At 48.3% G+C, this 18,567-nt stretch carries 16 protein-coding genes; 5 read left to right on the forward strand and 11 right to left on the reverse strand.

Annotated elements, in window-relative coordinates; genetic code table 11:
- Nucleotides 1–5: 5 nt before the first annotated feature.
- Nucleotides 6–1,049 (reverse strand): sensor histidine kinase, encoded by a 1,044-nt coding sequence (locus P2W70_RS06050; protein WP_276480540.1) that lies wholly within the window; start codon nucleotides 1,047–1,049, stop codon nucleotides 6–8.
- Nucleotides 1,050–1,332: 283 nt separating this feature from the next.
- On the opposite strand from P2W70_RS06050, the gene dxs reads away from it, so the two are divergent.
- Nucleotides 1,333–3,264: a 1-deoxy-D-xylulose-5-phosphate synthase gene (gene dxs / locus P2W70_RS06055; RefSeq protein WP_276480541.1), complete on the forward strand. Its 1,932-nt coding sequence runs from the start codon at nucleotides 1,333–1,335 to the stop codon at nucleotides 3,262–3,264.
- Between the two features lie 90 nt (nucleotides 3,265–3,354).
- Nucleotides 3,355–3,987 (forward strand): murein L,D-transpeptidase catalytic domain-containing protein, encoded by a 633-nt coding sequence (locus tag P2W70_RS06060; protein WP_276480542.1) that lies wholly within the window; start codon nucleotides 3,355–3,357, stop codon nucleotides 3,985–3,987.
- A gap of 8 nt (nucleotides 3,988–3,995) precedes the next feature.
- Here P2W70_RS06060 and P2W70_RS06065 read toward each other — a convergent pair whose 3' ends face one another.
- From P2W70_RS06065 to P2W70_RS06095, 7 genes are all read right to left on the reverse strand, one after another.
- The gene (locus tag P2W70_RS06065) at nucleotides 3,996–4,847 is read right to left on the reverse strand and encodes a pirin family protein (protein ID WP_276480543.1); all 852 of its coding nucleotides are present in this window, start codon (nucleotides 4,845–4,847) and stop codon (nucleotides 3,996–3,998) included.
- A 349-nt stretch (nucleotides 4,848–5,196) separates the two neighbouring features.
- A complete protein-coding gene (locus tag P2W70_RS06070; protein ID WP_276480544.1) occupies nucleotides 5,197–6,258 on the reverse strand; it encodes a segregation and condensation protein A in 1,062 nt (353 codons plus the stop codon).
- A 153-nt stretch (nucleotides 6,259–6,411) separates the two neighbouring features.
- Nucleotides 6,412–7,455 carry a DUF3078 domain-containing protein gene (locus tag P2W70_RS06075; protein ID WP_276480545.1) on the reverse strand — a complete coding sequence of 348 codons (1,044 nt, stop codon included), beginning with the start codon at nucleotides 7,453–7,455 and terminating at the stop codon, nucleotides 6,412–6,414.
- Between the two features lie 60 nt (nucleotides 7,456–7,515).
- Entirely contained in the window at nucleotides 7,516–7,896 is a 381-nt protein-coding gene (gene mscL, locus P2W70_RS06080) for a large conductance mechanosensitive channel protein MscL (protein ID WP_338119812.1), read from the reverse strand.
- 302 nt (nucleotides 7,897–8,198) lie between these two features.
- On the reverse strand, nucleotides 8,199–8,960 hold the full coding sequence (locus P2W70_RS06085) for a PPK2 family polyphosphate kinase (RefSeq protein WP_276480547.1): 762 nt from the start codon (nucleotides 8,958–8,960) through the stop codon (nucleotides 8,199–8,201).
- 132 nt (nucleotides 8,961–9,092) lie between these two features.
- Entirely contained in the window at nucleotides 9,093–9,656 is a 564-nt protein-coding gene (frr, locus tag P2W70_RS06090) for a ribosome recycling factor (RefSeq protein ID WP_276480548.1), read from the reverse strand.
- Between the two features lie 148 nt (nucleotides 9,657–9,804).
- Nucleotides 9,805–10,758, reverse strand: coding sequence for an MraY family glycosyltransferase (locus P2W70_RS06095; RefSeq protein WP_276480549.1), 954 nt, complete (start codon nucleotides 10,756–10,758; stop codon nucleotides 9,805–9,807).
- A gap of 403 nt (nucleotides 10,759–11,161) precedes the next feature.
- Between P2W70_RS06095 and P2W70_RS06100 the strand changes: the two genes are divergently transcribed.
- Nucleotides 11,162–11,998 carry a transketolase gene (locus tag P2W70_RS06100; protein ID WP_276480550.1) on the forward strand — a complete coding sequence of 279 codons (837 nt, stop codon included), beginning with the start codon at nucleotides 11,162–11,164 and terminating at the stop codon, nucleotides 11,996–11,998.
- Nucleotides 11,999–12,117: 119 nt separating this feature from the next.
- Here the strand turns inward: P2W70_RS06100 and P2W70_RS06105 are convergent, their stop codons facing one another.
- From P2W70_RS06105 to P2W70_RS06115, 3 genes are read right to left on the reverse strand one after another with little or no spacing between them, the layout of a single operon-like run.
- Nucleotides 12,118–12,645, reverse strand: a complete 528-nt coding sequence (locus tag P2W70_RS06105) for a GNAT family N-acetyltransferase (protein ID WP_276480551.1) — start codon at nucleotides 12,643–12,645, stop codon at nucleotides 12,118–12,120.
- 38 nt (nucleotides 12,646–12,683) lie between these two features.
- The gene (locus tag P2W70_RS06110) at nucleotides 12,684–13,910 is read right to left on the reverse strand and encodes an FtsX-like permease family protein (protein ID WP_276480552.1); all 1,227 of its coding nucleotides are present in this window, start codon (nucleotides 13,908–13,910) and stop codon (nucleotides 12,684–12,686) included.
- Between the two features lie 57 nt (nucleotides 13,911–13,967).
- Nucleotides 13,968–14,345 carry a ribosome-binding factor A gene (locus P2W70_RS06115; protein WP_276480553.1) on the reverse strand — a complete coding sequence of 126 codons (378 nt, stop codon included), beginning with the start codon at nucleotides 14,343–14,345 and terminating at the stop codon, nucleotides 13,968–13,970.
- Nucleotides 14,346–14,488: 143 nt separating this feature from the next.
- Here P2W70_RS06115 and P2W70_RS06120 point away from each other — a divergent pair, with 143 nt between their 5' ends.
- Nucleotides 14,489–16,321, forward strand: coding sequence for an ABC transporter ATP-binding protein (locus P2W70_RS06120; RefSeq protein ID WP_276480554.1), 1,833 nt, complete (start codon nucleotides 14,489–14,491; stop codon nucleotides 16,319–16,321).
- A gap of 84 nt (nucleotides 16,322–16,405) precedes the next feature.
- Entirely contained in the window at nucleotides 16,406–18,550 is a 2,145-nt protein-coding gene (locus tag P2W70_RS06125; protein WP_276480555.1) for a S9 family peptidase, read from the forward strand.
- The last annotated feature ends 17 nt before the right edge of the window (nucleotides 18,551–18,567 follow it).

Raw genomic sequence — 18,567 nt, forward strand, 5'->3', positions numbered from 1 at the left:
GTCCATTATTTTAATTCAACAGGGATCTGGATCCTGGCTTCTACCAGCCCGGTATCTACCTGTTTAATTTCAAAGTTAGCTTTTCCGCCAAATAATAACTGCAGCCGGTTACGGGTACTTGACAAACCAAAACCATCGCCATTCATATGCCCGTTGAGGGAGCCCGAATTCAATACTATAAGTTCATGGAAATCATTCTTGAAGTCTGACACCACTTTTACAATGCCGCCACTCACCTGCTTGCCAATGCCGTGTTTGATGGCATTTTCCACCAGGGTTTGCAGCATCATGGGCGGTACCGGTTGATCGAGGGTGTCCTCATCTATCTGGTACTCTATCCGCAAACGATCTTCAAACCTGATATACTCCAGGGCCAGGTAGTCTTTTACAATGTTCAGTTCCTTCTCAAAAGGTACGGTTTCCAACTTCTCGGCTTGCATGCTGCTGCGCAGGATGTTACTGAGTTCCGTTATGGCATTTCTGGCCCGGTTGGGGTTTTCGTCGATCAGGGCCCGGATGCTGTTGAGGGCGTTGAATATGAAGTGGGGATTAATGTGCGACTTGATGGTCTTTAGTTCCAGTTCTTTTACCAGCGACTCCAGCTTGAGGGTATCTACCTGCTGGCGACGGCTTTTTTCGATATAGTGGTAGAAGTAGTATAAGAGGATCCAGGGGATCATGAATATGCCAATGTTAAGTACGTTGGCAAAAAGGCGGGTGGAGAAATCCAGTTTATTCTTATTCTCGAAATGGAACAGTTCATAGGCCCCTAACACCAACAGACCGTACAGGATACTGGTTACTACCACCGCAGCTCCCAGCCTGGTCACCATTTTCTCGATCGGGAGCAGGAGCCAGTTGGTGCGTTTCAGGAACTCGCGTAGTATATGGGTACTGACGATACCTGACGTGATATAGATCAGGATTCGATACAGGTAGGTTTGAGAGATCTCTTCCTTAAATGTAATCGCATAAAACAACATGGAAAGACCTACCAGGCCCCAACCACCTAACTGGCATAGCCAGTAATATGAATTTCTTTTCGCCATCTCTGAATTTGGGTCTTAGCAAAACTATACATTTGAATAGCCCTCCTGCTTTAAATAGGATATATGGCAAAATAGCAAGGCTATCGGCAGTCTGGTCACCCTCCTTTGTTCTCCTAATGTACGTCATTCTGTTAAAAATCAATCCACTGCATCAATTTTGCCGCGATATTGCGCATGGGCTGGCTGGTGGCCGGATGCGGGAAAACACTACATCCTTTGAGGAAAGCCGCAAACCCTGAAATTCAGGCGATAAAATAGTATTTTTGTCCTTAAATTTTTCCAAATGGAAATTGCGCCCGGCCCCTTGCTAAAAACGATCAACTCTCCTGCGGACATGAAGCAGCTCACCCGCGAGCAGCTTCATCAGCTGTGCGACGAGTTGCGCCAATATATCATCGACGTGGTCAGTGTGCATGGTGGGCATTTTGCCGCCAGCCTTGGCGTGGTCGAACTATCTGTTGCTCTTCATTATGCGTATAACACTCCCTATGACCAATTGGTATGGGACGTGGGTCACCAGGCGTACGGTCACAAGATCCTGACGGGCCGCCGCGACCAATTCAGCACCAACCGTAAGTATAATGGGTTGAGTGGTTTTCCCAAGCGTTCGGAAAGTGAGTATGATACTTTTGGCGTGGGGCACTCTTCTACTTCCATATCGGCCGCTTTGGGGATGGCCATGGCTGCCCGCCATAAGGGTGAAAACCGTAAGTCGGTGGCTGTCATCGGCGACGGCTCTATGACGGCAGGTATGGCTTTCGAAGCCATGAACCATGCTGGTGTAACTGACGCCGACATGCTCATTATCCTCAACGATAACAACATGAGCATCGACCCCAATGTTGGTGCGCTGCGTGAATACCTGACCGATATTTCCACTTCGCCTACCTATAACCGCCTAAAGGACGATATCTGGAAGGCTTTGGGCAAACTGCCCGTTGGCAAGAATTTTACCCGCGATATGGCGAGTAAACTGGAACACAGCGTGAAAGGGTTTGTCAACAAAAACAGCAATCTCTTCGAAGCGTTGAAGCTCCGGTATTTTGGACCGATCGATGGCCATAACATTACCAAACTGGTTGATACCCTGCAGGACCTCAAGAAAATCCCTGGTCCGAAGATCCTGCACATTATCACCGTGAAGGGTAAAGGTTATTCACTGGCAGAAAAAGATCAAACCAAGTGGCATGCACCCGGCCTGTTTGACAAGATCACCGGGGAGATCTATAAGAAGACTTACGAGACCAAACAACCACCCAAATACCAGGATGTTTTTGGACATACGATCATTGAGCTGGCAGAGATGAACAATAAGGTATTCGGGGTTACCCCAGCCATGCCTTCTGGCTCTTCTCTCAAGTTCATGATGGAAAAGATGCCCGACCGGGCTATCGATGTAGGTATTTGTGAACAACATGCCGCGACCCTCAGTGCAGGTATGGCTACGCAGGGCCTCAAAGTGTTTTGCAATATCTATTCTTCCTTCATGCAGCGTGCGTATGACCAGGTTGTGCACGATATAGCTATTCAAAAACTACCTGTCATTCTCTGTCTCGACCGTGCTGGTTTGGTAGGCGAAGATGGCCCCACGCACCATGGCGCCTATGACATCCCTTACTTCCGTTGTATCCCCAATATGGTGATCAGCGCCCCCATGAATGAAGCCGAACTGCGTAACCTGATGTATACTGCGCAGTTGGACAGCAATAAATATCCCTTTGTGATTCGCTATCCCAGAGGGGAAGGCGTGATGCCGGAATGGAAAACAACTTTCGAGGAAGTTACCATTGGCAAGGGTCGTAAACTGAAAGACGGTAGCGACATTGCTATCCTTACCCTTGGGCACCCTGGCAATTTCGCTACGATGGCTATCCGGGAATTGAAAACTGAGGGATTGAACCCTGCGCATTATGATATGCGCTTCGTCAAGCCTTTGGATGAAGAAATGCTGCACGAAGTATTCAGCAAGTATGATAAGGTGATCACTGTGGAAGATGGCACCATCGTTGGTGGATTTGGCAGCGCGATCCTGGAGTTTATGGCTCAACATAACTACCGTGCTACCGTGAAGATGCTGGGTATACCCGATCGACTGGTTGAGCATGGTACTCCGAAAGAACTTCACCGCGAATGTGGTTATGATGCCATCGGCATCGCCCAGGCAGCCCGGGAACTGATGAAGGACAAGATCACTGTAGGCGCCCTGCTGCAATAGGTTTTTGCAATCTTTAACAAGTTATTCTTACAACTATTTTATGGAGACGCGTTGTTATGGCATCTGAACAGATGCCATAACCCCTTCTTCATGAAACGGATTGTTGTACGCTCTATTGCCTTTCTCCTCTTACTACTACTGATAGCCGGCGGCTGGTATTACTATAAGATGAAGTCTCCACCAGCCAACACGCCAGGTCGGCTGGCTGCACTGAATAGCGATGCGGGCTTATTGGTTAAACTATCCTCCCGTGCCCGGCAAGCCAGGCAATTTGCAGCCCTGAAGAAATACAATACCACTGTTTGCTTTCTCATCGATATGAGTATACCCTCCGGCAGCAACCGGATATTTGTATATAATCTCGTCAAGGACTCCCTTCTCGATGCGGGATTGGTAACAGAAGGCAGTTGTAGCAAAGGAAACCGGTTTGGCAACGAAGTAGGCTGCGGTTGTACCTCTCTCGGTAAATATAAGATCGGTAGTGCTTACCAGGGAAAATTCGGATTGGCCTATAAGCTACACGGGCTCGACCAAACCAACAGCAACGCCTTCAAACGGTTTGTGGTATTGCATTCGCATGACTGCGTGCCCGCCAGCGAAGTAGATCCGTATCCCATCTGCCGCAGTGAAGGATGCCCTACGGTGGCTCCCTATTTCTTACAAAAACTGGCCGCAACGATCGACGGATCGTCACGGCCAGTACTATTATGGATCTTTGAATAGGTCAGGTCTTAATAACTCAATACACCCATTTTCCCGATTTCGTATTTGCGAATAGCTTTCTGTATTTCTTCGAAACTGTTCATCACGAAAGGACCATATTGAACGACCTTTTCCTTGATGGGCTCACCGCCAAATACGATAAAGCTTACATCCTCGACTGCTGATAACACCAGCTGGTCGCCATCGATATGAAAATCGGTCAGTTGACCAGCTTTTACTTCCTGCCCCAGCAACCTCAATTTTCCATCCAGCACATAGACGGCGGCGGTATGCGAGGGGTCAACGGGAAGCGAAAATAGCTTACCAGCTTTTACTTTAATATGGTGCAGAAACATGGGTGTATGGGTGCTGATGGGGGAAGTTTGTCCATTGTAGGAGCCTATCAACGTTTTGACCCATACACCATCGGCCTCCTGCACAGGCAGGGTTGCCGAAGCATAGTGGCGGAATGAGGCATCCAGGGTTTTCTTATCGGCTGGCAGGTTGATCCACAGTTGTATCAACTGCACTGTTCCGCCTTTTCGCAAAAAGGCATCCGTAGGGCCTTCGGAGTGTACCACCCCGTTGCCGGACGTCATCCAATTGATATCGCCGCCATGGGCCACCTGGTCGTGCCCTTTGCTGTCGCGGTGAAAAAACTCTCCGTCCAGCAGGTAGGTCACTACTTCAAAACCAGCATGCGGATGCGGAGGTATTCTCAGCTCTGCGCCTGGTGTAACTACATTTGGTTTCACGTGGTGAATCAACAGAAAAGGATCTACCTGTTTTAGGGTACGGGTAGGCAATACATCCCTGATCTTAAAAGGACCGACGGAGGTATTGGTCGAATCTGTGATCTGCGCTACTGTTCTGGTAGTCATAAAACAACTCCTTTACATTTAAGAACCCGTAAAAAAATAGATTAGCGTTTAAACGTCAATTATCATACCCTTTGCCATCTGGCAGTAAATACGGCATTTATACGCCTTATAGACAGGCGGTAGACAAGTTTTACGCCGATTAGTCAGGCACGTAAAACGCATTAAGGGTTGGGAACCTGGAGTTGTTGATAACAGGTTGTCAACCATGACTATATCAAGTAAAACACTTATGAAAATGCGCCTTTAATACGGGAGCGGTACGGGAGCGCTATGGGAGCGGCATGGATGCGCCGCCGTAGCGGTAGGGGACCGATACGTGGTTTATGCTCCAAAAATAGTGGTGGGTGCTTTATTCTTTTTCAGGATTATCCGCTGCATCGGTCTCCTCGGCCTGATCGTCGCCCAGGTCGGTATCGAGGTCTTCCTGTGCCTTGGACTCGTGCTCTTCGCTGCCTTCCTCCGGCTCATCACCCTCCTTCTCGCTATCCATCTCATTTTTGGAGGCCTGGTTAAACAGGTTGTCGTCTTCGTCCTGGTTGAACAGGTCATTATCGGCAGAATCGTGCACACTGGTACCTGGAGCAAACAGGCCTTCCAGCGGTATTTCTGCCTTAGGAGGCTCCATTCCCAGGGTTCGCGCATCGAATACAGGATCTTCTTCGCGGTGTTCGTTGAATTCGAGAATGAAATTATTGCGGCCTTCTCCTACCATCAGCGACATATAGCGCATCTGCACCAATTCGAGCATGGAGAGGAAAAGGAAGATGGCATGTATGCGGTCTTCGCAGATATTGAAGACTTTATCAAACGACATTACTTTCTCCTTCTTCACCTGGGTCAATACGTACTCCCGGCTGTTATCCATGGTGTAGTTGTATTGCACCACGGTATGGACGGGTTTGGTACGGGTACGCGCTTCCAGTTTCTTCATGACCTTTTCGAAGGTCTTCATCAGTTTGAAGAGCGTGATCGTCTGGATCTCTGTACCCTCGCCAGATTCTTCTCCGATGGTGGACAGGTCTTTCTGGAGGTTACCCCGTCTTACCATCATCATCCGAATGGACTCCATTTCGGCCATCTTAACTGATGCCTCTTTGAAGCGCTTGTATTCCAGGATCTTATCAACCAGTTCCTGACGGGGATCGATTTCGTTACCCTGGGCATCCAACTCTTTACGTGGCAGCAGCATTTTGGCCTTGATACGCATGAGGGTGGAAACGAACAGGATGAACTCGCTCGATAACTCGATGTTCAGTCTTTCCCCGCTGTGGATATACTCCATGAAGTCTTTGATGATCTTCGTGATGGGAATATTATAAATATCCAGCTCATCCCGTTCGATGAAGAATAACAGGAGGTCAAACGGGCCTTCAAACTGCGGCAACTTGATCTGGTAACTGGATTGATTCACGCGTGCTTGTTTATTGTTAGATAACCCGGGACCTAAAAAGAAAGTCCGAAAGCACAGATCATCAACCTGTTGCTATCGGACCCACTCCTGCGGGGAGTTTATTGTTCACCGCTGGCGGCTGGGCCGAGCGGACAAATGTAAGCAAATCCCCGGTTAGAATTTGGCAGAAAAACCCACAGCCAGCAGTGACCTGATCTGTGTTCCGGGAGACTTATTGTCGGGACCAAACTGGCGCACATCATCGTCATATATAAGATCCAGGTTATAAGTAACACTCAGAAATTTATTCACTTTCATGACGATGGCGTTGGTCCAGAATACGTCGATGTTTTGTGGTTTGGAGCCAATTTCCTCGATGTCCAATTGATCGGGACCAGTGGGCGTAAACCGATATGTTTTCAGGTAGTTGGAATACAGGTCCAGGCGGCTTTTGTAGGTCACGTTTTTGAAGATCTCTTTTTCAAAATTGACGGAGGCATAGGCGCCTGCTTCGCACTTTACCTTCCGGGCCGGATCTACTCCGTAAAAGGTAGACAGGGGCGCTTCGAAGCCGCCACCATCCGGTCCGGGATCGCCGTTGGGGTAATAGTAACTTTTGGGGTCATTGGTCACGAATACGAAACGAGTAGAGATAGGGGAAAAGAACACGCTGAAATAGCTGGTCGGATGCCAGTCAAAACCGGGTGCGATGACGAGGTAAGCGGGGGCAAACAGGCCGGATATCCTGCGTTTGTACCCTTTGCTACGATAGTCGTAATCAAAACCATCCGAGAACTGACTTCGGAAGTTGACTACACCGGCCACACTTAGGGTTTTGTTGAGCTGATGGCCAGCCTTGCTATACAAGTCTATCTTGTCATCGGTTTTGCGAACGCCTTGTGAGGTTGTGTTTACCATGGCGTATCCGAGATCAAGGTTATTGTCCCAATAGAATTTGCCTTTCTTGTAGTTGGCATATACGCTGAGGTAGGCAGCTGTGGTGAAGGAGAACTTTTCGGCACCTGCTGCCCAGTTCTTACTACCGCCCTGCCCTACGTTCAGGGAAAACATTCCACCTTTCTTCCAACCTGATTTATGGGAAGTATCCTGTGCGAGCTTTTTTTCAGACTGTGCTTTCATGTCTTTTACGCTAGCGTCCTGTGCGTGTGATACGATACAGGGCATGGCCAGGAGTATGAGTAAAATGAACTTTCTCATAAAGTATGATTTGATTATGGTAAAGACCGCTTACCTGATCAGTAAGCTGCAATGAAAAGACTATCCTTTTTTCTTGAGTTCGTCGCGAATCTCGACTAGTAATTTCTCGGTTGGAGTTGGAGCTGGGGGAGCTGCGGGGGCGGCTTCTTCTTTCCTTTTCACCCGGTTCATAAATTTGATCAGGAGGAACAAAGCAAAGGCCACGATCAGGAAATTGAGAATCGCAGATATAAACAGACCGATCTTAACGGTACCGAATACTACAAAATCGTCCAGCTTACTTAAGTGAGCGGCTTCCAAAGCGGGTTTGAGGATAAGGGGAGTAATCACATCTTCAACCAATGAACTGACGATCTTTCCAAAAGCAGCTCCAATAATTACACCGACAGCCAGGTCTACGACATTGCCTTTCATGGCAAACTCCTTGAATTCTTTCATCATGCCCATATTGATACGTTTTAAAGTGAAGGATAAAATCTATAGTAAATTAAATAATACATAAGACATGGCAATGGCAATCATTTACCCATTACGAAATAATTCCGTCGGCTCTATTGATCTATAATAATATGGGACAATATTGTTTAAGTAATCCAATCAATAAATACCAACAGCCGGCACATATTATAAAAAACAGGCCAGCTTGTTGTGCAAGCATCCAGTAACTCTACTCAGGAGGTTTCTCAACTTTGGGAAGTCGCATCAAATAGCAACAATGCCAGCTTGAATATTAAGCGATCAACTTAAAATGCAGGGTTGGATTTCTTCAAACCGGGATATTGCATGTCCAGCTTTTTCAGCGTATTTAATAACGTCGATGAAATCAGGTATTCTTTGTACCAATTCTGATCGGCTGGTACGATCGTCCACGGTACATCATTACAATATTCGAAGCAATCTTCATAGGCCTCGCGGTATTCCTTCAGCAATTTTGCTTCCTTAAAATCACTTTCGTTGTATTTCCATTGCTTCGTGCGGTCCTGGATCCTTTCCTGTAGTCGTTCCTGTTGCTCTTCGGCAGACACATGCAGGTAAAATTTCAGGATCCTGGTATTGTTGTGTTCTTCCAGCAATTGCTCAAAATCATTGATGGCTTTCATCCGCTTCTTCGCCATATCGTCGTCGATCCATTTGTGTACCCGTGTAATAAGGATATCTTCATACTGCGACCGATTGAACACCTGGATCATCCCTCTGGCCGGCGCCGACTCGTGCACCCTCCACAAGAAATCATGGCTCAACTCGGCTGCCGTTGGTGTTTTGAATGACTTTACCGTAACGCCCTGTGGATTCATCGACGTAAACACATTGCGCACTACACCGTCCTTTCCACTGGCATCGGGCCCTTGCAGGATCACCAGAATCGCATGTTTCGACTCCGCATACAGCAGGTTTTGCAGTTCATCGAGCTCTTGCAGGACACCTTGCGTTTTAAGCTTGGTCGCTTCCTTGTCAAATTCTTTCGGTGCTCTTGTGGAAATGTCTGCGAGTTTGATCCTGCCCATAGTCAATGGTTTGATACAATTAAGGTATTCTATTTTACGCGTCCGGCAAAGCTATAGATGCCCGGGGTTTGCCTGCAAAAAAAAGCCACTTCGCGGGGAAGTGGCTACTATATTCAAACCGGATGCCAGGGACTATACGGTCATGATGTCTTTTTCTTTCGCAGCCAGGTGCTTGTCGACCAGTGCGATAAACTTATCAGTTAGCGTCTGCATATCTTTTTCAGCATCTTTGGCCGCATCTTCGCTCAGGCCATCTTTCTGGAGTTTCTTGATCTGCTCCATAGCATCCCGGCGAATGTTCCTGATGGCCACCTTGGATTGCTCGCCTTCATTCTGGGCGCGCTTTACCAGGTCGCGGCGCCGCTCCTCTGTTAAGGGAGGCATGAACAACCTGATGACTATGCCGTCGTTTTGTGGGTTGATCCCAATATTTGAATTGATGATGGCGCGCTCGATGGGTTGCAGCATATTGCGCTCCCAGGGCTGAATGCTCAGGGTGCGGGCATCGGCAACGGTGATATTACCTACCTGGTTGATTGGGGTGGGAGTTCCATAATAATCGACTACAATACCATCAATAATGGTGGGGGTGGCTTTACCCGCACGCACCTTTACCAGTTCTGATTCCAGGTGACTGATGGCTTTGTCCATGGCTTCCTGCGCATGTGCTTCAATAATATTTAACTCGTCTGACATAATTTATTGATTGTTGATGCGCTGCAAATGTAGGAAGAATACAGAATTTACCCACCAGAATACGATCTATCTACACACATTCAGAACATCTGTCCAGTGTCTTCATCACTGAAAATCATGTTATTTACTTCAAAAGGGATGAAATTGGCTAGTTTTTCTGCTCCAGGATGGTATCCTTGGTCAGCGGAACGATGCGTGAATTATTGCTATTATCCGGCTTGACAGTTCTTGCTACAAACAGGCGCGGACGTGGGCGGGTATAATACAATGCCGCAATGCCACTGAAGAAAATCAACAGAATGGCCAGGATGATCCAGGTGCAACCGGCATCCCGCAGCGCATAAGACACGACGATCGCCAGCAAATTGATGGTTACCAGCGTCAGTGTAATGGTTCGGTGTGAAAGTCCTTTATCGAGCAACAGGTGGTGCACATGGTTACGGTCCGGGCTGAAAGGCGATCGGCGGCTTACGATACGGATGGCAAATACCCGTAATGTATCCAGCAAAGGAATCATTAGGATGGCGAATCCAATGGCGGGAGAAGCAGCGATGGGGTATGGTACGCTAACTGCGTTGGCGACCTCGATGAACTTGACGACCAATATCGAATTGATCAACCCGATCATGAGCGACCCCGTATCCCCCATAAAGATCTTGGCAGGGTGAAAGTTAAATATCAGGAATGCTGCCAGGCTACCCGCCAGTGCGAAGGCCAGGATGGAATAAGCCGGCATATTGATCTGCAGGAAATAGAAACCAAAAACAGTCGAAGCCATTAAACCGAGGCTACCTGCCAACCCGTCGATACCATCGATGAGGTTGAAGGAATTGATGATCACGATCACGGTGAAATAGGTCAGCAACAAGCTGAACGATTCCGGCAGTTCATGGATCCCCATAAACCCGTGCATGCTCCTGATCTGGACGTTACCCTTGTAGATGATCAGGAATGCTGCCAATACCTGCCCGATGAACTTCTTGATGGGCGATATAACGAGGATATCATCCTTGAGTCCCAGGAAGAAGATCACGAAACTGGCTGCGAGGAAATATTGAAATTCGGGAGATGTGTGAAATTGAATAGCGATCAAACAGGCCATTACAAAGCCTGCAAATATCCCCAACCCACCCAGGGATGGAATTGGATTCTGATGGATCTTTCTTTCGTTCGGTAAATCAAACAGCTTCTTTCTTTCCGCTACAGTTATAATAACCGGGATGGCCAAAAATGTAATAGTAAAAGAAATAGCTATTGATAGTAATACATCAAACATTAGCCTGGTTTTGGTGACCAAATTTATCTACGTGCTGCTAATCAGGGCCGTTGGGGCAAATTTGGTGCCGGCAGCAAAACTACGGCCTATTTCCCAAATAACAACTTCTCTAATAAGTACTTTATTGTTAATCGTAACGTTTAGTTGCCAAAAACAATAAAAAAATTAGCCCTGTTTATGGGTCAAAAGCAAATTCATGTAGTTTTGCTTCCACATTTAAAGTTAGCTTATGCCCCCATTAAAAGACATTGCCTCTCAGATCAGGCGTGATATAGTTCGGATGGTTCATGGCGCAGCCAGCGGCCACCCAGGTGGTTCACTAGGATGTACAGATTACTTTACTGCCCTGTACTTTAAAGTAATGAAGCACAATCCGCAGTTCAACATGGATGCTACGAACGAAGACGTTTTCGTTTTATCCAACGGACATATCTCTCCCGTATACTACTCTACCCTGGCCCGCGCAGGTTATTTTGATATCAAAGAACTGGCTACTTTCCGTAAGCTGAATTCCAGGCTGCAGGGCCACCCCGCCACGCATGAGCACCTGCCTGGTATCCGTATGGCCAGCGGCTCGCTGGGTCAGGGAATGAGCGTTGCCATTGGTGCAGCCCTTACCAAAAAGCTGAATGGAGAGAACACTGTCGTGTACTCTTTACACGGAGATGGAGAGCTGGACGAAGGCCAAAACTGGGAAGCCATCATGTTTGCTGCTCACCACAAGGTGGACAATCTCATTTCTACTGTGGATTGGAATGGACAGCAGATCGATGGACCAACCAAGAAAGTTATGAACCTGCTGGACCTTGGCGCCAAGTTCGAAGCTTTCGGCTGGGAGATCATCCGCCTGGAAAAAGGCAACGATCCCGACGAAGTTGCGGCTACGCTTGAAAAAGCGAAGACATTCGTAGGCAAAGGAAAACCCATCGTTATCCTGATGACCACTGCCATGGGCGCTGGTGTTGATTTCATGCAAGGTTCACACGAGTGGCATGGTATCGCCCCTAACGACGAGCAACTGGCCAAAGCGCTGGCACAATTGCCCGAAACACTCGGCGACTATTAATCGATCGACAAAATCATACAAAAAGCCGGAATGAGTGGTCACTCGTTCCGGCTTTTCTATTTATCGACGTCTCAACTTTTTGAGACACCATAGCCAATTTTTTTGATTCCAGCGGATCCTTACTCCCGAAATCCGGGGTTAAACCATGCCATGGGTATATCTGCCTCGAAGCCGCCGCTATCGCTCGCTATCCTACGCTCCAATCTCCCTTCCCGGATAAATCCCAGCTGCTCGTAAAAGCGAATGGCGCGATCGTTGCTTTCCTTGGCCACCAGCTCAACCCGCAAAATACCGGGATGTCGGGTCTCTACTTCCTGCAAAAAGGCCTGAAAAAGATGGCGACCAATGCCTTCTTGCTGAAAAGCGGGATGTACGACCACCGTCAGTTCAGTCAACACATGGCCGAATACGGCTGGCTCCATACGAGCTGCATGTATCTCCGCCACGAGCAACCCATTTACGGACTCCTGGGCTACCAGGAGGATACCATGATCCGTGCTTTTCTTGATGAAAGATCGCACGTAGCTATCAGTTACCTCAGCCGTTTTGCGGGCAATGCCACTCCCCTTTAGGGTTACGGCGTGGTACAAAGCCCGGATGGCTTCCAGGTCATCGAGGGTGGCAAAGCGAATTTCGACAGGCTGCATAGTTGAAGATTTATCGATGTCGGATGGACCATTCCCGGTTAGCTCTTCAGTTCGATCGGCTGGAAGGCTGCTTTACGCGAAGGGAACCAGGAGGCCAGGAAAGCGATCAGCATGACGGTACAGATGGTCAACAGGAAATCACCAGGCACCAGTTGAACCGGATAATAGTTGATCAGGAAGGTGCCTCCTTCCAGGGGTATCAGGTGAAACTGCACCTGGGCCCAGCAAAAGCCAACGGCCAACAATATGCCCGTAACCGCTCCCAGTCCGGCCAGTAGGAGTCCTTCACTGAGAAATATCTTTTGAATGAGCCCCCGGTTGGCGCCCATGGCTTTCAGTACCTGGATATCCTTTTGCTTTTCCAATACCAGCATCGTCAGTCCGCCGATCATGGTAAAAGCTGCTACGATGAGCATGAGGGTCAGGATGCCATAGATCGCCCATTTCTCGAGGGTCATTACGCTATACAGGCTTTTATTTTGTTCGTACCGCGTCGCTACGACATAGTCTTTACCGAGCAATTGCCGGATCTGTTTGGCGGCAGCATCGGCCTTGTCTTCGTCGGTGAGTGCCACTTCTACCTGGCTATATTGATTGGGCTGTAGCGACAGCATACGCCGCATGAAGTCGATGTTGGTGATCGCGTACTTATTGTCGATATCTGCCTGGATGAGAAATGCACCAGCTGTATTAATATTCTCTGCCGCTACCGACTGGTAGAGATCGGTAGCACTGGTCGACTCTCCGCCTCTGAAAATATAGGCCAGCAACGGGTACAGGTTTCTGTCAGATGCGACTCCCAAACCTCCCTCTACGCCATTCCCCAGCACAATGAATGGCCGGTCGCCCGTGCCGATATTGTATTCGCCGCGGACCATGTTTTCCGATACGCCAGTCACTTTTGCATACCCCTCATCGACGCCCTTCAGCACCACGGGATACTGAATATCGTCGTTGAGCAGCAGGGTCTTTTCTTCGATCACCCGGGCATATCCGACAACATCCTTGATGCCACCAATCTGTTTCAATTGCTCAGGAGTGAGCGTGATCGATTTGCTACCCTGCTGGGGGGAGATCAGAATATTCGGATAGAAGGAGGAGTACAGTGATTTTACGAGTCCTTCGAACCCATTGAATACACTCAGCACGACGATAAAGGCAAACGTGATACACATAATCGCCACCATACTGATCCAGGAGATGATATTGATCGCATTGGTAGACTTCTTTGCTTTAAAGTAGCGCCAGGCAAACAGGAAATTCATGTCGGAGATAGCATTTAGGAGGAATAATGGTTGGGGGTAGATCAGGCGGTTCCAGGTTTATCCGGCACCTTCTTCACCCTTTTTCTCCTCGTTGATCTTTTTGAACACGTCTTCCATTTTGAACACATGATCGAGGGTATCATCTATGTAAAACCTGAGTTCGGGCATACGACGAAGTTGCTTGCCTACTTTGGTGGTCAGTTCTTTCTTGATCTCCCAGGCCCGCTCCTCGATCTTCGCCAGGGCTGCCTTGGCGTCGCCTACCTGGAAGAGGCTCAGGTAAATACGGCACTCCAGCAGATCGGGCGTCATTTTTACGGACACGATCGATACCATACCGCCGTTGACCATGGTGAGGCCCAGCCGCTGAAATATCCCGTTCAATTCTTCGTTTAACAGGCCGGCCACTTGCTTTTGACGCTTCCCTTCTTGCATATCATTAACGATTTAATCGTGGTAAAATTAGTTACTTTGCGCTGTTTATCACCATTTCAGGCTACGATTTGCCCTAATATACGGTCGGGAAGACTGGTGGGATGCAGGAATGGATGCCTAATATTTGAACCATTTTAACATACATGAAGCGTTTTTCGACGATTTTAAAGTACCTGAAGGATAGAAAGGGACAAATTGGCCTTTATTTCGTATTCAATCTGCTCTCGATTGTTTTCTCGATCGTTTCGCTGGGTATGCTCAGCCCCTTTCTGAAATTGCTGTTTGACAAAAACCCCGAAAGAATTGCCCGCCCGGAAGGTGTTGAGTTTTCAGCCACCAGCGTTTTACAGCATGTTCAGTATATTTTGCAATCGCTCATTGAAGAACACAATAAGGTATACGCCCTGGTTTTTATCTGTATTCTTGTATTGGTATCTATCTTTTTTAAGAATTTATTTACCTACCTGTCATTCCGCGTACTTGCTCCCATGCGCAATTACGTAATGACCCGGCTGCGTAGTGACCTGTACGTAAAGATACTGGAGCTGCCTATTGGCTATTTCACAGAGCAGCGCAAAGGCGACATCATCAGCCGTATGAGCAACGACGCCAATGAAGTAGAATGGAGTGTGATGAGTACGTTGGAAGGTCTTATCCGTGAGCCGCTCACCATACTGATCATCCTTTTCTGTCTCGTCTTTCTTAGCCCGCTATTAACCTTATTTGTATTTGTATTGTTGCCCATTATGGGCTTCGTCATTGGCCGCCTAAGCCGTTCGCTTAAAAAGCAATCCGGACAATCGCAAGAGAAATTGGGTGTACTGATGTCCATTCTGGATGAAACCCTTACCGGCCTGCGTGTGATCAAAGCCTTCAATGCCGAGAAAATCCTGCAAAACAAGTTCATCAACAACAACCATGAGCTCAATCATATCCGAAACAAGATGAACTTCCGCCGCGATCTGGCATCACCCATGTCTGAATTTTTAGGAGTTGTGGCATTGTGTTCTATTTTGTGGTTTGGCGGTAGCATGGTACTGGATGGCAATGAACAAAGCCTTGGACTCAACGCAAGTGGATTTATCACTTATATCCTGCTGTTCACGCAGATCATCAACCCGGCCAAATCGCTCTCTACCGCCTTCTACAATGCGCAACGTGGTAGTGCGGCTATTCAGCGGATTGAAGAAGTACTGTCGGCCCCCATAGTTGTGGACGAAGTCGCCAACCCGAAAACACTTACCGGCTTCAATGATAAGATCGAGTTTCGCAATGTCACTTTCAAATACGACGACGTTACCATCCTGGATGACATCAACCTTACCATATCGAAAGGAAAAACGGTAGCACTCGTTGGCTCCTCCGGTGCAGGTAAGTCAACACTGGCCGATTTGGTACCCCGCTTCCATGACGTTAGCGGTGGAGAGCTGCTCATCGATGGCATCAACATCAAGGAATACTCCCTGCTGTCTTTACGCGATCAGATGGGCATCGTAACGCAAGAGCCCATCCTCTTCAACGATACAATCGCCAACAATATCTCCCTTGGCAATCCGGTAGCCTCCATCGATGAAATTGAACAGGCAGCACGCATCGCTAATGCCCACGACTTCATCATGCAGAAAGAAGAAAACTATCAGACTAATATCGGCGACCGGGGCAGCAAACTCAGCGGCGGCGAGCGCCAACGTGTGACCATTGCCCGCGCCGTACTCAAGAACCCACCGATCCTCATTCTCGACGAAGCCACTTCTTCGCTCGATACCGAAAGCGAACGCCTGGTGCAGGATGCTATCAACAAAATGATGGCCAACCGTACCAGCATCGTGATCGCCCACCGCCTCAGCACCATTCGCCACGCGGATGAGATCATCGTATTACAAAAAGGCAAGATCGTACAACGAGGTACGCATGACCAGCTACTTGAGCAGCAAGGCTTGTACCGCAAACTGGTCGAAATGCAGGAGGTGAAATAGACTCCGCCACTTATCAAAAAAATAGCGTTAGACCTCTTCAATTGGGTCATTTTCGTACATTCACCGCTTCAACATTTTCATTACATGAGAAAAATATTGCTATTCGGTTCTGCCGGTCTCCTGTTACTGGCTGGAACTTACTCAGCGACAGCACAAAAGAATTCATTTACCTATGACCAGCTGTTTAAGAATGCTGCCCCCAACACGTCCAAGCCATTGCCTTCTATCCGTGGCTGGATCGACGATGAACACTATATCGAGATGCAGAAAGGTGCCGATGGCAATCCTGCCTTTGTTTCGGTAGACGTTAAATCAGGTAAAACCACCCCTTATACGGGTGCCGTTCCCAACGAAGCACGTCAGCAACCTACTCCTTCGATCGGCATTGCCGACGCCCGTAATATCACGGCATCCCCCGACGGGAAGTTTGTCGCTTACACCCGTAAGGACAATAACCTGTACGTGATGGAACTGGCCAGCAAAAAGGTAACACAATTTTCCAAAGACGGTTCCGAATCCATCCTCAACGGTTATGCTTCCTGGGTATATTTTGAAGAGATCCTGGGCCGTGCCAGCCGCTACAAAGCTTTCTGGTGGAGTCCTGATAGCAAACACCTAAGCTATATGCGCTTTGACGATAGCAAGGTTCCTGTATTCCCCATCTATGTACTGGATGGCCAGGATGGCTACCTCGAAAACACCCATTACCCCAAATCCGGCGAAAAGAATCCGGAAGTAAAGATTGGTATAGCTACCGTCGAAACTGGGAATACCGTATGGGCTGATTTCAATGCGCAGGACGACCAGTATTTTGGTCCTCCCTTATGGACACCCGATGGGCAATTCTGGGCACAATGGATGAACCGTGGCCAGGACAAACTGATCGTTTACAACATCGACCTGGCCAATGGTAGCAAAAGTGAAATTTACAAAGAAGAACAAAAGACCTGGATCGACCTGGACGAATACAGCCGCTTCGAATTCCTTTCCGCTGGCAAAGGCTTTATCCTGAAAAGCGATAAGGATGGTTGGGAAAACCTGTACTACCACGACAAGGCGGGCAAACAACTCAACCAGATCACTACCGGTACCAATTGGGGTACATCTATTGTGCGGGTAGACGAAAAGACAAAGACTGTTTATTACCGCGCACGCAAGGAAAACTCTGCCCGTTTCGATTTTTATAAAGTGGGGCTAGATGGCAAGAACCTGACACGCCTCAGCTTCGGCGATTTCTCGCACGACCAGGTTAACCTGTCGCCTACCGGTAAATACTTTATCACGACTTACTCCAATGTATCTACCCCCAGCACCATGGCTTTGGTAGATGCAAAAGGCAAGGTGATCCGTACACTGGGCGATAGCAAGGGTGCCGATTTTGATGCTTACGAGATCCCCAAAACGGAGCTGGTGCGGGTGAAATCCGGTGACGGCGTATTCGATCTGCCTGTTACCATTACTTACCCTACCAACTTTGATCCCAATAAGAAATACCCTGTATTGGTGAGCATCTATGGTGGTCCCAATGCCGGCACTGTATATGACCGTTGGAAGCCCGTTGGCGGCGCCACCCAGTGGTGGGCGCAGGAAGGCCTTATCCAGGTGGCATTCGACAACCGCAGCAGCGGACACTTCGGCAAGAAAGGTCTTAACTATATCCATCGCCAACTCGGCAAATGGGAGATCGAGGACTATATGAGCTGTGGTAAATGGCTACGTCAGCAATCCTGGGTTGATTCGAACAAGATTGCTATGACCGGCGGCAGCTTTGGCGGCTATATGACCTGTATGGCCCTTACGTATGGCGCCAGTGTATTCAACTACGGGGTAGCCAATGCTTCCGTTACCGATTGGCATTTCTATGACTCGCATTATACTGAGCGTTTCATGGATAGTCCCCAGGAAAATCCGGAAGGATATAAGAATACAGCAGCCATGACCTATGTTCCCCAGTATAAAGGATTGCTGCGCATTGTACATGGCACTTCCGATGACAACGTGCATATGCAAAACAGCCTTACGCTGATCGATGTGATGCAGAACAATGGCAAAAACTTCGAATTCATGGTGTATCCCGGCGAAAGGCATGGCATCGGTGGCAACAACGCGAAAAAGGCACTGCACAACCGCAACGAAGCCTATGCATTCTGGTACAAAAACCTGCTGGGCAAACCCATGCCGGCGCAGTTCCTGAATACCGAAGGAGCGGGTGGCCGCAGAGCATTTTAAACTACCTGCAATATCAT

It is taken from the genome of Paraflavitalea pollutisoli, assembly GCF_029360705.1.
Taxonomy (GTDB): Bacteria; Bacteroidota; Bacteroidia; order Chitinophagales; family Chitinophagaceae; genus Paraflavitalea; species Paraflavitalea pollutisoli.

Excerpts from the sequence above, each read along its gene's own strand:
- P2W70_RS06050 (WP_276480540.1), bottom strand. The coding sequence starts at position 1,049 with ATGGCGAAAAGAAATTCATATTACTGGCTATGCCAGTTAGGTGGTTGG.
- dxs (WP_276480541.1), top strand. The coding sequence starts at position 1,333 with ATGGAAATTGCGCCCGGCCCCTTGCTAAAAACGATCAACTCTCCTGCG.
- P2W70_RS06060 (WP_276480542.1), top strand. The coding sequence starts at position 3,355 with ATGAAACGGATTGTTGTACGCTCTATTGCCTTTCTCCTCTTACTACTA.
- P2W70_RS06065 (WP_276480543.1), bottom strand. The coding sequence starts at position 4,847 with ATGACTACCAGAACAGTAGCGCAGATCACAGATTCGACCAATACCTCC.
- P2W70_RS06075 (WP_276480545.1), bottom strand. The coding sequence starts at position 7,455 with ATGAGAAAGTTCATTTTACTCATACTCCTGGCCATGCCCTGTATCGTA.
- mscL (WP_338119812.1), bottom strand. The coding sequence starts at position 7,896 with ATGATGAAAGAATTCAAGGAGTTTGCCATGAAAGGCAATGTCGTAGAC.
- P2W70_RS06085 (WP_276480547.1), bottom strand. The coding sequence starts at position 8,960 with ATGGGCAGGATCAAACTCGCAGACATTTCCACAAGAGCACCGAAAGAA.
- frr (WP_276480548.1), bottom strand. The coding sequence starts at position 9,656 with ATGTCAGACGAGTTAAATATTATTGAAGCACATGCGCAGGAAGCCATG.
- P2W70_RS06095 (WP_276480549.1), bottom strand. The coding sequence starts at position 10,758 with ATGGCCTGTTTGATCGCTATTCAATTTCACACATCTCCCGAATTTCAA.
- P2W70_RS06100 (WP_276480550.1), top strand. The coding sequence starts at position 11,162 with ATGCCCCCATTAAAAGACATTGCCTCTCAGATCAGGCGTGATATAGTT.
- P2W70_RS06105 (WP_276480551.1), bottom strand. The coding sequence starts at position 12,645 with ATGCAGCCTGTCGAAATTCGCTTTGCCACCCTCGATGACCTGGAAGCC.
- P2W70_RS06110 (WP_276480552.1), bottom strand. The coding sequence starts at position 13,910 with ATGAATTTCCTGTTTGCCTGGCGCTACTTTAAAGCAAAGAAGTCTACC.
- P2W70_RS06115 (WP_276480553.1), bottom strand. The coding sequence starts at position 14,345 with ATGCAAGAAGGGAAGCGTCAAAAGCAAGTGGCCGGCCTGTTAAACGAA.
- P2W70_RS06120 (WP_276480554.1), top strand. The coding sequence starts at position 14,489 with ATGAAGCGTTTTTCGACGATTTTAAAGTACCTGAAGGATAGAAAGGGA.
- P2W70_RS06125 (WP_276480555.1), top strand. The coding sequence starts at position 16,406 with ATGAGAAAAATATTGCTATTCGGTTCTGCCGGTCTCCTGTTACTGGCT.